13 protein-coding genes are annotated in these 11,959 nt (G+C 66.9%); 6 read left to right on the forward strand and 7 right to left on the reverse strand.

Annotated elements, in window-relative coordinates:
• Positions 1-24: 24 nt before the first annotated feature.
• Genes lldD through EIK80_RS19990 form a run of 3 tightly spaced genes read right to left on the reverse strand, consistent with a single transcriptional unit; the run spans position 25 to position 2,760 of the window.
• Complete coding sequence (gene lldD, locus EIK80_RS19980; RefSeq protein ID WP_125158770.1) at positions 25-1,158, reverse strand: FMN-dependent L-lactate dehydrogenase LldD; 1,134 nt, start codon at positions 1,156-1,158, stop codon at positions 25-27.
• A 2-nt stretch (positions 1,159-1,160) separates the two neighbouring features.
• A complete protein-coding gene (locus tag EIK80_RS19985) occupies positions 1,161-1,922 on the reverse strand; it encodes an SDR family NAD(P)-dependent oxidoreductase (RefSeq protein ID WP_125158771.1) in 762 nt (253 codons plus the stop codon).
• A gap of 34 nt (positions 1,923-1,956) precedes the next feature.
• Positions 1,957-2,760: an IclR family transcriptional regulator gene (locus tag EIK80_RS19990; RefSeq protein WP_125158772.1), complete on the reverse strand. Its 804-nt coding sequence runs from the start codon at positions 2,758-2,760 to the stop codon at positions 1,957-1,959.
• 161 nt (positions 2,761-2,921) lie between these two features.
• On the opposite strand from EIK80_RS19990, the gene rhmD reads away from it, so the two are divergent.
• The 6 genes from rhmD (at position 2,922) to EIK80_RS20020 (ending at position 8,317) form a co-directional block, all read left to right on the forward strand.
• Complete coding sequence (gene rhmD / locus EIK80_RS19995; protein ID WP_125158773.1) at positions 2,922-4,100, forward strand: L-rhamnonate dehydratase; 1,179 nt, start codon at positions 2,922-2,924, stop codon at positions 4,098-4,100.
• Positions 4,101-4,121: 21 nt separating this feature from the next.
• Positions 4,122-4,985 (forward strand): fumarylacetoacetate hydrolase family protein, encoded by an 864-nt coding sequence (locus tag EIK80_RS20000; protein ID WP_125158774.1) that lies wholly within the window; start codon positions 4,122-4,124, stop codon positions 4,983-4,985.
• Complete coding sequence (locus tag EIK80_RS20005; RefSeq protein ID WP_125158775.1) at positions 4,982-5,734, forward strand: SDR family NAD(P)-dependent oxidoreductase; 753 nt, start codon at positions 4,982-4,984, stop codon at positions 5,732-5,734. Before EIK80_RS20000 ends, EIK80_RS20005 begins: the two co-directional genes overlap by 4 nt.
• Before the next feature lie 45 nt (positions 5,735-5,779).
• The gene (locus EIK80_RS20010) at positions 5,780-6,679 is read left to right on the forward strand and encodes an amidohydrolase (RefSeq protein ID WP_125158776.1); all 900 of its coding nucleotides are present in this window, start codon (positions 5,780-5,782) and stop codon (positions 6,677-6,679) included.
• A 34-nt stretch (positions 6,680-6,713) separates the two neighbouring features.
• Positions 6,714-7,808, forward strand: a complete 1,095-nt coding sequence (gene rhaT / locus EIK80_RS20015) for an L-rhamnose/proton symporter RhaT (protein WP_125158777.1) — start codon at positions 6,714-6,716, stop codon at positions 7,806-7,808.
• A gap of 83 nt (positions 7,809-7,891) precedes the next feature.
• A complete protein-coding gene (locus tag EIK80_RS20020; RefSeq protein WP_125158778.1) occupies positions 7,892-8,317 on the forward strand; it encodes a VOC family protein in 426 nt (141 codons plus the stop codon).
• A 24-nt stretch (positions 8,318-8,341) separates the two neighbouring features.
• Here the strand turns inward: EIK80_RS20020 and EIK80_RS20025 are convergent, their stop codons facing one another.
• The 4 genes from EIK80_RS20025 to kduI form a co-directional block, all read right to left on the reverse strand.
• Positions 8,342-8,668, reverse strand: coding sequence for a hypothetical protein (locus tag EIK80_RS20025; protein WP_125158779.1), 327 nt, complete (start codon positions 8,666-8,668; stop codon positions 8,342-8,344).
• Positions 8,669-8,780: 112 nt separating this feature from the next.
• Positions 8,781-9,536 (reverse strand): FadR/GntR family transcriptional regulator, encoded by a 756-nt coding sequence (locus tag EIK80_RS20030; RefSeq protein WP_125158780.1) that lies wholly within the window; start codon positions 9,534-9,536, stop codon positions 8,781-8,783.
• A 31-nt stretch (positions 9,537-9,567) separates the two neighbouring features.
• A complete protein-coding gene (locus EIK80_RS20035; RefSeq protein ID WP_125158781.1) occupies positions 9,568-10,776 on the reverse strand; it encodes a glycoside hydrolase family 105 protein in 1,209 nt (402 codons plus the stop codon).
• 38 nt (positions 10,777-10,814) lie between these two features.
• Positions 10,815-11,663: a 5-dehydro-4-deoxy-D-glucuronate isomerase gene (kduI, locus tag EIK80_RS20040; protein ID WP_233586894.1), complete on the reverse strand. Its 849-nt coding sequence runs from the start codon at positions 11,661-11,663 to the stop codon at positions 10,815-10,817.
• Positions 11,664-11,959: the final 296 nt, after the last annotated feature.

Genomic DNA, 11,959 nt, shown 5'->3' on the forward strand with positions numbered 1-11,959 from the left:
CAATCGTCTCGTTGGCGCGGGCGCTCAGGCCAGGATCGAGCGGTCGATCTCGGCCACGCTGTTGACCCCCGTCAGGGCCATGGCCACGCGCATTTCCTTCTCGAAGAGGTCGAGCAGTTGCGTTACGCCGCTCTCGCCGCGAGCGGCCAGGGCGTAGACCCAGGCTCGGCCCAGCAGGACGCCCTGGGCCCCCAGGGCCAGCATCCGCACGACGTCGAGGCCCGAGCGCACGCCGCTGTCGGCCAGCACCGTCAGCCGGTCGCCCACAGCCTCGGCGATGGCCGGCAAGGCGCGGGCCGAGGACAGCACGCCGTCCAGCTGTCGCCCGCCATGGTTGGAGACCACGATGCCGTCCGCGCCGATATCGGCGGCGGCCTTGGCGTCCTCGGGATCCAGCACGCCCTTGATGACCAGCGGGCCCTTCCAGACCTCGCGGATCCACTCCAGGTCCTTCCACTGGATGGACGGATCGAAGTTCGCCCCCAGCCAGCCCATGAAGTCCTCAAGCCCGGAATTGTCGCCCAGCACCGGCGCCACATTGCCCAAGGTGTGGGGACGCCCCATGACGCCGACGTCCCAGGCCCAGTCGGGCTTGAACATCGCCTGCACCAGGCGGCGGGCGGCGGCGTTGGGACCGCTCATGCCCGAGTGGGCGTCGCGATAGCGGGCCCCGGGCACGGGCATGTCGACCGTGAACACCAGGGTCGTGGCGCCGGCTCCCGCCGCGCGGGCCAGCAGGTCACGCATGAAAGCCCGGTCGCGCAGCACATAGAGCTGGAACCAGATCGGCGCGCTGGAGGCCCTGGCGACCTCGTCGACGTCGCAGACGCCGACGGTGGACAGGCAGAACGGCACGCCCTTCTTGGCCGCAGCGCGAGCCGCCTGGCATTCGCCGCGACGGGCGTACATGCCCGTCAGGCCGACCGGCGCCAGGGCCACGGGCATGGCCTGCTCGACGCCGAACAGTGTCGCCTTGGTCGAGACCCGCGAGACATCCTTCAGCACCCGCTGGCGCAGCGACAGGTCGGCGAGGTCGGCGACGTTGCGCGCCAGGGTCCGCTCGGCATAGGCGCCGCCGTCGATATAGTCGAACAGGAACCTCGGCAGGCGACGACGCGCCGCCTCCCGGAAGTCCGTGGTCGAGGAGACGATGGTCATCGCTACTGCAGGTTCACGAAGGCGCCGCCGTCGACCAGCAGGGCCGCGCCGGTGACGTACTTGGCCAGGTCCGAGGCCAGGAACACGATCGGCCCGGCCAGGTCGTCAGGCTCGCCCAGACGGCCCAGCGGAATGCGGCCGGCCATGTAGTCGCGCTTCTTCTGGTCGGCGAGATCTTCCTTGTTGATCGCCGTCTCGATCGTACCCGGCAGCACCGCGTTGCAGCGGATGCCGTAGGGACCCAGCGCGATGGCGGTCGACTGCATCAGCGAGTTAACGCCGGCCTTGGTCGGGGTGTAGTGCGTCTGCATGCCGCCGCCGACCAGGGCGCTGATCGAGCTGACAGCTATGATCGCGCCGCCGTGGCCCTGCTTGACCATCTGGTTGGCCGCGGCCTGGACCATGTAGTAGGCGCCGTGCAGGTTGACCCGCATGGTGCGCTCCATGACCTCGGCCGGCATGTCGAGAAAGGTGTGGAAGGGGCAGATGCCCGCATTGTTGACGAAGACGTCGACCTTGCCGAACGCCTCGACCGCCGCCTGGACGAAGGCAGGTGCGGAAGCCGCCTCGGCCACGTCGCCCTTCACGGCGATCGCGCGACGACCCAGGGCCTCGATCTGAGCGATCGCGTCGGCCGCGCCCGCCTCATCCGAGTGGTAGTTGATCGCGACGTCCGCCCCGTGCTGGGCGCAGCCGATGGCCGCGGCCTTGCCGATGCCTCCAGAGGCGCCGGTGACCAGCACGACCTTGTCCTTCAACAACATGCGTTTCCTTCCCGGGCCGTCCGCCCGTCACTCGTTACTTCTTGCGCGCGGACCGCTCGCTCCAGCCCAGTTCGCGGCTGATCGCGTCGGCGGTGTTGCGGACATCGTCAGACAGCGCCTCCATCCGGGCGTCGTCCATGTACTGGGCGGCGCTGGAGAGGCTGATGGCGCCCACCGTCTTGCCGTCGACGCCCCGGATGGGCGCGGCGACGCAGCGGATCTGGTCTTCGTTCTCTTCAAGGTCGAAGGCGCGGCCGGCGGCGGCGTAGCCGCGCATGCGCTCCAGCCAGACCGGCAGGCCGAGCGCGCGCGGACCGGTCTCGGCCGTGAACAGTTGCTTCCAGCGCTCTTCGCCAAGGTCGAGGATCAGCGCCTTGCCCAGGCCGGTCGACGACAGCGGCTGGCGCTCGCCGATCCGCGAGCCGATCTCGACCCGCCGACGGCCCGGCACCTTGTCCAGATAGAGGGCCAGGTCGCCTTCCAGCACGCCGAGGTGGACGGTGTCGCTGGTCGCGTTGGACAGCTGTTCCAGGTACGGGCGCGCGACCTGCGGCAGGTGCATCTGCTCCCGAGCGGCGTAACCCAGTTCCAGCAGCTTGGGCCCCAGCGCATAGCCCTCGCGCGGACGGAAGGTCAGCATCCGACGATCGACCAGAGCGGCCGCCAGGCGGTGCGTGGTGCTGCGGGTCAGGCCCAGCGTCTCGGCCAGTTCGGTCAGGGCGATGGGACCGTTGGCGACGGCTTCGATCACGTCCAGGCCGCGCAGAAGGGTCTGGCTGCCCGACGGCTTTCCATCCCCATCCGCATCGCCGCGCTTGATTGACGCCTCTTGTTCCATTCTCTAGACATACCTCTCACATTGTGAAAGTCCACTCCTTCGGACCTTCATTTTGGACGTCAGTTTGCAGATCACGGCAACGAATAGCCAGGGTTTTCCCGAAATATGGGACTAACGTGCATTCGGGCCAGATTAGAGCCTGCCTCGGGGAGTCGACGCCGATGAGTTTTCCGAAGATCCGAGCCGTTCGGGCCTATGTCGTCAGGGGCGGCGGCGCCGACTACCACGACCAGGGTGACGGCCACTGGATCGACGATCACATCGCCACGCCGATGTCGCGCTACCCGGAATATCGCCAGAGCCGCCAGAGCTTTGGCATCAACGTGCTGGGCACGTTAGTCGTCGAGATCGAGGCCGCCGACGGCACGATCGGCTTCGCGGTGACCACCGGCGGCGAGCCGGCCGCCTATATCGTCGAGAAGCACCTGGCCCGCTTCCTTGAAGGCCGCGACCCGACCGAGGTCGAGAAGATCTGGGACCAGATGTACTTCTCCACCCAGTACTACGGCCGCAAGGGCCTGGTCGTGAACGCCCTCTCCGGCGTCGACCTGGCGCTGTGGGACTTGCTGGGCAAGCTGCGCCAGGAGCCGGTCTACCACCTGCTGGGCGGCAAGGTCCGTGACGAGCTGACCTTCTACGCCACGGGCGCACGCCCGGACCTGGCCAAGCAGATGGGCTTCATCGGCGGCAAGATGCCTCTGCACCACGGCCCGGCCGAGGGCGAGGAAGGCCTGAAGAAGAACCTCGAAGAGCTGGCGACGATGCGCGAGCGCTGCGGCGAGGACTTCTGGCTGATGTTCGACTGCTGGATGGCGCTGGACCTGAACTACGCCACCAAGCTGGCCCACAAGGCCCACGCGTATGGCCTCAAGTGGATCGAGGAAGCCCTGAGCCCCGACGACTATTGGGGCTATCGCGACCTGAAGAAGAACGCGCCCAAGGGCATGCTGGTCACGACCGGCGAGCACGAGGCCACCCGCTGGGGCTTCCGCATGCTGCTGGAGATGGAGTGCTGCGACATCATCCAGCCCGACGTGGGCTGGTGCGGCGGCATGACCGAGATCATCAAGATCTCGAACCTGGCCGACAGCCGCGGCGTGCTCTGCATCCCGCATGGCTCCAGCGTCTACAGCTACCACTTCGTCATCACGCGCCATAACAGCCCGTTCGCCGAGTTCCTGATGATGGCCCCGAAGGCCGACGAGGTGGTGCCGATGTTCCACCCGCAGCTGATCGGCGAGCCCATGCCGGTGAATGGCAAGCTCAAGCTCTCCGACGCGCCCGGCTTCGGCGTCGAACTCAATCGCGAGGTCGGCTTGCACCGTCCTTACGCCCGCTGATCCTCTCGAAAGCGTAGACCCATGAAACTGCTTCGCTACGGCCCCAAGGGCTCCGAAAAACCCGGTCTGCTCGACGCCGAGGACCAGATCCGCGACCTGTCGGGCCATGTCGCCGACATCACCGGCGCCCAGCTGTCGCCGGCCAGCCTTAAGGCCCTGGCCGCCATCGACCCGTCTTCGCTGCCGCTGGTCGAGGGCTCGCCGCGCTACGGCGTACCGGTCAACGGCGTTTCCAAGTTCATCGCCGTGGGCCTGAACTTCGCCGACCACGCCGCCGAGTCGAACCTGCCGATCCCGGAAGAGCCGGTGCTGTTCACCAAGGCCGTCAGCTGCCTGACCGGTCCGAACGATCCGGTGATGATCCCCAAGGGCTCGCTGAAGACCGACTGGGAAGTCGAGCTGGGCGTCGTGATCGGCACGCGCGCCCGCTATGTCTCGGAAGCCGAGGCCCTGGACTACGTGGCCGGCTACGTCCTGATCAACGACGTCTCCGAGCGCGCCTTCCAGATCGAGCGCGGCGGCACCTGGGACAAGGGCAAGGGTTGCGACACCTTCGGCCCGGTTGGCCCGTGGATGGTCACCTCGGACGAGGTCGGCGACCCGCAGAACCTCGGCATGTGGCTGGACGTCAACGGCCAGCGCAAGCAGGACGGCTCGTCCAAGACCATGATCTTCCCGATCAGCAAGCTCGTTTCGTACATCAGCGAGTTCATGACTCTTGAGCCTGGTGATCTCATCACCACCGGCACCCCGCCCGGCGTCGGCATGGGCCAGAAGCCCGAGCCCGTCTACCTGAAGGCCGGCGACGAGATCCGTCTCGGCATCGAGAAGCTGGGCGAGCAACGCCAGATCGTCGTGGCCTGGACCCAGGAAGGCGTGCAGTGAGCGGCATCTACGCTGATCGTTTCTCCGGCCGCCACGCGATCGTCACCGGCGGGGCGTCAGGCCTCGGCAAGGCCGTCGCCGCGCGCATCATCGCCGAGGGCGGCAAGGTCGCCCTCTGGGACCTCGACGCCGCCAACCTGGAAGCCGTCGCCCTCGAAATCGGCGCCAGCCACACCGTGGCCCTGGACGTCTCCGACCAGGCCGCCGTCGCGGCGGCCGCCAAGGCCTCGAACGCGGCCCTCGGCAAGATCGACATCCTCGTTGCCTCGGCCGGCATCACCGGCGCCACCGTTCCGGTGCACGAGTTCCCGATCGACAGCTGGAAGCGCGTGATCGACATCAACCTGAACGGCATCTTCTACTGCTGCCGCGAGACGGTGCCCTACATGCTGGCCAACGGCTACGGCCGGATCGTCAATGTGGCCTCGGTGGCCGGCAAGGAAGGCAACCCCAACGCCAGCGCCTATTCGGCGTCGAAGGCAGGGGTGATCGGCCTGACCAAGTCGCTGGGCAAGGAGCTGGCCACCAAGGGCGTCATCGCCAACAGCCTGACCCCCGCCACCTTCGAGAGCCCGATCCTGGAGCAACTGCCCAAGAGCCAGGTCGACTATATGCGCGGCAAGATCCCTATGGGCCGCCTGGGCGAAGTTCACGAGAGCGCGGCCATGGTCTGCTTCATGGCCAGCGAGGAATGCAGCTTCACCACCGCCGCCACTTTCGACACCTCAGGCGGCCGGACAACCTTCTGATCGCGGAGCGACCCGGAAAACCGGGCGCCTAGGAGAGGAATGCTCATGGGCGCCCTGCCCTTCGTCGATGCGCACATCCACCTGTGGGACCTCACGCGCATCCGCTATCCCTGGCTGACGCCGCCGTTCGACGACAACGGTCCGAACGGCAGCGTCGAGCCGATCGCGCGCACCTATCTGCTCGACGACTACCTGGCCGACGCCAAGGCCTGGAATGTCGTCGGGGCGGTGCATGTGGACGCGGGGGCGGAAGCTGCCTCTGCGCTCGACGAGACCCGCTGGCTGCAGGCGCTGTCGGACGAGCGCGGCCTGCCCACAGGCCTCGTCGCCTTCGCCGCCCTGGGCGCGCCGGACGCCGAGGCGCTGCTGGAGGCTCACGCCGCCCACCGCAGCGTTCGCGGCGTCCGCCACATCGTCAACTGGCACGCCGATCCCAAGCGCACCTACACGCCGCGCGACGTGACCGGCGATCCGGCCTGGCGCACGGGCTTTGGCCTACTGGCCAAGTACGGCCTGTCCTTCGACCTTCAGTGCTATCCGGGGCAGATGCTGGGCCTGGTCGACCTGTTCGCCGCCCATCCCGACACCCCGGTGATGATCAACCACGCCGGCATGCCCGTCGACGCCGACAAAACCGAATGGCGCGAAGGCATGAAGGCCCTGGCCGCCCTGCCCCATGTCTCGACCAAGCTGTCGGGCTTCGGTTTCGTCCACCGCCGGTGGACGGAAGAGCAGATCCAGCCCCTCATTCTCGAAGCCATCGAGATCTTCGGGACCGATCGCTGCATGTTCGCCAGCGACGTGCCGACCGACAAGCTGTTCGGCAGCCTGGACAGACACCTGACGGCGTACACTGCGATCACCGCCGGCTTCAGCGAGGACGAGCGTCGCGATCTCTTCGGACGCAACGCTAACCGTCTTTACCGCCTGGGCCTCGCCGTCTGACACGCCATAACGAAGACAAGAACGGGAGAAGACCATGACGCCCAATCCGCTGCTCGGCGTGCTGTTCCACTGGCTGGGCGGCCTGGCCTCGGCCAGCTTCTACGTGCCCTATCGCGGCGTGCGCCGCTGGTCGTGGGAGATCTTCTGGCTGACCGGGGGCGTCTTCTCCTGGTTGCTGGCCCCGTGGTTCTTCGCCGCGATCCAGACCCGGGACCTGATGGGCGTGATGAGCCAGGTGCCGGGCAATATCGCCGGCCTCTGCGTCCTGTTCGGCGTACTCTGGGGCTTCGGCGGCCTGACCTACGGCCTGACGATGCGCTATCTGGGCCTGTCGCTGGGCATGGCCGTGGTGTTGGGCCTCTGCACGGTGTTCGGCACGCTGATCCCGCCGATCGTCCAGGGCGACTTCGCCGAGAAGCTGCTGAACAACGCCTCGGGCCGGATCATCCTGCTGGGCCTCATCATCACCCTGGCCGGCATCGTCGTCGTGGCCCTGGCCGGCGCGCGCAAGGACGCCGCCCTCTCCGAGGACGCCAAGAAGGCGGTCATCGCCGAATTCGACTTCAAGAAGGGCGTCGCGGTGGCGATCTTCTCGGGGATCATGTCGGCCTGCTTCGCTTTCGGCCTCGCGGCGGGCGAACCGATCAAGGCGCTGTCGGCCGCGGCCGGCACCGGCCCGCTGTGGACCGGCCTGCCGGTGCTGTGCCTCGTCATGTTCGGCGGCCTGTTGACCAACGGGGTCTGGTGCGGCTTCCTGATCGTCCGTAACAAGAGCGCCGGCCAATGGCTGGGCGGCGCGGCGCCGTCCGAAGAGACCCCTTCTCAGGAGGCCGCAAAAGCCAAGCCGCCGCTGCTGGCCAACTACCTGCTCTGCGCCCTCGCGGGCACGGCCTGGTACTTCCAGTTCTTCTTCTACACGATGGGCGAGAGCCAGATGGGCAAGTTCGGCTTCTCCAGCTGGACGCTGCATATGGCCAGCATCATCATCTTCGGCACCGTCTGGGGCTTCGCCCTGCGCGAGTGGAAGGACGCCCGTCCGGCCGTGAAGGCCACCGTCTGGGGCGGCGTGGCCCTGCTGATCTTGGCCACCGTGGTCATCGGCTATGGCAACAAGATCGGCGCCGGCTAAGGCCGCTGTCTCCCGTCACAATCCTACGCTAGGGTCGCCCGCAACGGGCCCCTAGCGCCTGGGATCAAGCGAGGAGATCACCCATGAAGATCGTCACCAGCCTCAGCTTCAAGGGCGAATGCCGTCAGGCCTTCGACTTCTACGCCCGGGTTCTGGGCGGCAAGGTCACCGCCGCCTTTCCGTTCGGCGAAGGCCCGCCCGACACGCCGGTCGACGCGCGTTACAAGGATTGGCTGATGCACGCCTGGCTGGAGATCGGCGACCAGGCGATCATGGGCGCGGACATGCCGCCCGAATTCGCCCCCAACATCGACAAGCCCAAGAACGGCTTCGACGTCACCTATCACACCGATGACCCGGCCGAGGCGCGCCGCGTGTTCGACGCGCTCTCGGAAGGCGGCAAGGTCGGCATGGATTTCGCCGCGACCTTCTGGTCGCCGGGCTATGGCAGCTTCACCGACAAGTTCGGCATCCCGTGGATGATCAACACCATCCCGGCCCAGGCCTGAAGCGGCGATCGTCCGCCGCGCGCTCTACTCGGCCGAGATCGAGGCGCGCAGGCGGGCGGCGACGTCGCCCAGGGTGATGGCGTTGAGCGAGTCGTTGACCTCGAGAACACCCTGGCCATGCTGTTGCGACAGATTGCCGGTAAAGTCGGTGATGGCCGTGATGTGCTGAGCCAGCAGATCGACCGTGTGCAGTTCCTGCATCACCGACAGGCGGTGCTCGTTCGGAACGACTTCCAGGATTTTGCCGAGGGCGACGTCCAGATGTCCGCACGCCACCGCGGCGATCGACATCTCAGTCGAGATCGCCTTCAGCACCGTTTCAACGCTCGCAGGCGCGAGTTTTTCCGACATCAGTACCCCCTGATTCCCTTAAGGGGACGTGAGCACGCGCCGCCCGGTGACGGCAAGCCCTTGATTTGTGCGGCGAATTATCGCGGCAGAACAGCGACCGCTGGAAACAACGTCAGATGGTGGTCCGGCGCAACAATTCGTCTCGGCGCTCAGCCATCTCGCGGCGGGTGCGTTCCAGCGCGTCGCGCTCGGCCATCGACAAGAGAGTCTCGACCGTGCGGTTCAGGTGATCATGGATCACCCGGCGCGCTTCCTTGGGATCCCGCTCGCGCAGGGCCGCGACAATGCGGTGATGATCCTCGGCGAAACTCTTCGGATCGGCCAGGCGCGCGCGGCGCAGCTGGCTGGAGCAGTCGGGAAACTGCCGACGCAGCGTCCAGATCTCCTCGACCGCCGCGACGATGGCGGCGTTACGGGTGGCATGGGCCACGGCCAGGTGGAAATCGTGCTCCAGCCGTTCACCGTCCTCCGTGGCGGCCAGGTTGGCCAGGTCGCGCGCCACGCGCTCCAGCCCCGCGACCTGCTCGTCGCTGACGGCGGCGGCGGCCAGGGCGCAAGCCTCGCCCTCGAACAGGCGTCGGGCCTCGGTCAGCTCCAGGGCGCTGACCTCGGCCTCGGCGACGTCCTCCTCGGGCTTCACCCGGGCGGTGACATAGACGCCGGAGCCCTGCCGGGCCTCGACCAGCCCTTGAAACTCCAAGGCGATCATCGCGTCGCGGATCGTCGGCCGGCTGACGCCGAACGAGTCGGCCAGTCCCCGCTCGGAGGGCAGGCGGTCGCCGGAAACATAACGCCCCTCGGCGATCGAGGCCGCGATCGAGCGGGCCACCTGCTGGTAGAGCTTCTGGGGATCCGCCGCCGCGCGCATTAAACCTCGCCTTCAATGGAGCGGGCTCATCTTAGCGCGAGGTCTGACCTTTGGAAGCGGAGCCTTGCGCCAGCTTGCGAACTTCGCTGGCCGACAGCAGGAACGCGCCGACGCCATAGAGCTGAGTATCGTCGCGGCCCACCTGGTCGGGCGCGACACCGACACGCTGCACCCAGCCTAGACGGCCGTCCGGCTCGACCGCCGCGTCCAACGCCTTCCAGCCCTTGTCGATGGCCGGACCGTACTTGGCGCGAGACAGCAGGCCGTGGTTCACCCCCCAGGCCAGGCCGTAGACGAAGAAGCCCGTGCCGCTGGTCTCCGGCGTCTTCTGCGGCTCCAGCAGGGAGACGGGCCAATAGCCGTCCGCGCCCTGCAGAGTGACGATCTTGGCCGACATCTGCTTGAAGATCGCCTCGTATTTCGGCCGGCTGGGATGATGGGCCGGCAGGTCCTGCAGGATTCGCGCGATGCCCGCATAGGCCCAGCCATTGCCGCGTCCCCAGAAGATCTTCGCGCCCGCCTCGCTACGCCGTTTGATGAAGCGGCTGTCGCGGAAATACAGGTGGTCGGTCTTGTCGTAGAGATAGTCGGTGGTCGCCCAGAACTCGCGGTCGGCGTGGTCCAGGTAACGCTTGTCGCCGGTGGCCTTGGAAAGGCTGACCCAGGCCGGCGGGGCCATGAAGATGGCGTCGCTCCAGCACCAGCGAACCTGGCAGTAGGGGTCGCCCTTGGCTGGCTTCGGTTCGAAATCCAGCGACACCGTCGATGGGTCCGCCAGCACCGCGTCGAAGCGGGCGCGGATCGGCGTCAACTTGCTCTGGTCCTTGGTGCGACCAGCGGCCCAGACCCAGACCGCGCCGGTGGCGTCGGCGTCGGCGTGGCGCGGACGGTGGTCGAAGCCCCACTGCTCGGCCTCGCCGTGCTTGAGGATCGCGGTGGTCAGGTACGGATCCTGGGTCGCGTCGGCGAAGGTGTAGAGGCCGATATAGAAGGCCGCCTGGATCCAGTCGCGGGGCGCCTCCGTGTCCTTGCGGAACGAACTGACCGGCACGTAGTCGAAGTTGTCCATGTGGGCCAACTGCCAGGCCGCGACCTTGCGACCCGCCGCATCGACCGACGAGGCAGGAACACCGACAACGGCGGCCTTGGGCGTGACCATGGCCGGCGCGGCCATGGCGGGCGCGGCCACGGTCAGGATGGCGACCGCGACGGCCGTCTTCAGAAGCGTCTTGAAGGTCATTGAAGCGTTTCTTCCCGTCTTTTCTTGTTGGCCTGCGTCTAGTTTCCCAGGCCGAGGTCAGAGACCGCCAGGACGTCCATATCGTCGAACTCGAGGTTCTCCCCGCCCATCGACCAGACAAAGGTGTAGTTCGAGGTGCCGACCCCGCTGTGGATCGACCAGCTTGGCGAGAACACCGCCTCGCCCTCGTCCATGAACACCGCGCGCGGCTCCGACGGTTCGCCCATCAGGTGCATGACCCGGCCGGGGTCGGTGTCGAAGTACATGTAGATCTCGCTCCGCCGGCGATGGGTATGCGGCGGCATCGTGTTCCAGACATTGCCGTCCGCCAGTTCGGTGAAGCCCATCACCAGTTGGCAGGTCTCGACGATGCCGGGGCGGATCGACTGGCGGATCACCCGGCGGTTGGCGGTCGTCGCCTCCCCCGCCTGGATCGTTCGGGCTTCGTCGCGCCGCACCCGCTTGCTGGGGTGGTTGGCATGGGCGGGGTAGCTGACGAAGTAGAACCTTGCCGGGTTGGCGGCGTCGTCGCTCTCGAAACTGACGGCTTGCGTCCCACGCCCGATATAGAGGCTGTCGTGACGCGCCAGGTCGAAGCGCTCCCCATCCAGGATGACCACGCCTGGACCGCCGATATTGATCACGCCCACCTCGCGGCGCTCGCAGAAGAACCCCGAGGCCAGTTCCTTGTGAGTCGGCAGGTCCAGGGCCGCATCGGTCGGCGTCGCCGAGCCGACCACCGCCCGTTCGATCTCCAGATAACTGAGCGACAGCTCGCCCGGCCGGAACAGCTTGTCGATGACGAAGGTGTCGCGCAGCTCGCGCACCGTCATGCGGCTCATGCCGGCGCGGTCGGTGCTCTCACGATAGTCCATTTGAACGCTCATCGGCCGCACTGGCCTCCACTTCGGGAAGGTCGATGGCCGGTCGCCGAACTCACCGACGGTCGCTCCAAGGCGCGCATCCATGCCCCGTTTCACTGGTTGCTAAACTGACATTACCAATCTCGCCGCAACGCCGTAAAGGACGAACGCGCCTCGATTGCAAGTGGAATGCTGTCACCGCCAATGCTCGCTCGACAGTCGACGAGATTAGGCAATAAAATCAACCACCAGGTCACATACCGATCATGCGATCGCAACGGATAATGGCCTGACCTAGAGCCAGGCATTGAGCATGCCAA

This window comes from Caulobacter sp. 602-1 (genome assembly GCF_003931565.1).
GTDB lineage: Bacteria > Pseudomonadota > Alphaproteobacteria > Caulobacterales > Caulobacteraceae > Caulobacter.

Excerpts from the sequence above, each read along its gene's own strand:
- lldD (WP_125158770.1), bottom strand. The coding sequence starts at position 1,158 with ATGACCATCGTCTCCTCGACCACGGACTTCCGGGAGGCGGCGCGTCGT.
- EIK80_RS19985 (WP_125158771.1), bottom strand. The coding sequence starts at position 1,922 with ATGTTGTTGAAGGACAAGGTCGTGCTGGTCACCGGCGCCTCTGGAGGC.
- EIK80_RS19990 (WP_125158772.1), bottom strand. The coding sequence starts at position 2,760 with ATGGAACAAGAGGCGTCAATCAAGCGCGGCGATGCGGATGGGGATGGA.
- rhmD (WP_125158773.1), top strand. The coding sequence starts at position 2,922 with ATGAGTTTTCCGAAGATCCGAGCCGTTCGGGCCTATGTCGTCAGGGGC.
- EIK80_RS20000 (WP_125158774.1), top strand. The coding sequence starts at position 4,122 with ATGAAACTGCTTCGCTACGGCCCCAAGGGCTCCGAAAAACCCGGTCTG.
- EIK80_RS20010 (WP_125158776.1), top strand. The coding sequence starts at position 5,780 with ATGGGCGCCCTGCCCTTCGTCGATGCGCACATCCACCTGTGGGACCTC.
- rhaT (WP_125158777.1), top strand. The coding sequence starts at position 6,714 with ATGACGCCCAATCCGCTGCTCGGCGTGCTGTTCCACTGGCTGGGCGGC.
- EIK80_RS20020 (WP_125158778.1), top strand. The coding sequence starts at position 7,892 with ATGAAGATCGTCACCAGCCTCAGCTTCAAGGGCGAATGCCGTCAGGCC.
- EIK80_RS20025 (WP_125158779.1), bottom strand. The coding sequence starts at position 8,668 with ATGTCGGAAAAACTCGCGCCTGCGAGCGTTGAAACGGTGCTGAAGGCG.
- EIK80_RS20030 (WP_125158780.1), bottom strand. The coding sequence starts at position 9,536 with ATGCGCGCGGCGGCGGATCCCCAGAAGCTCTACCAGCAGGTGGCCCGC.
- EIK80_RS20035 (WP_125158781.1), bottom strand. The coding sequence starts at position 10,776 with ATGACCTTCAAGACGCTTCTGAAGACGGCCGTCGCGGTCGCCATCCTG.
- kduI (WP_233586894.1), bottom strand. The coding sequence starts at position 11,663 with ATGAGCGTTCAAATGGACTATCGTGAGAGCACCGACCGCGCCGGCATG.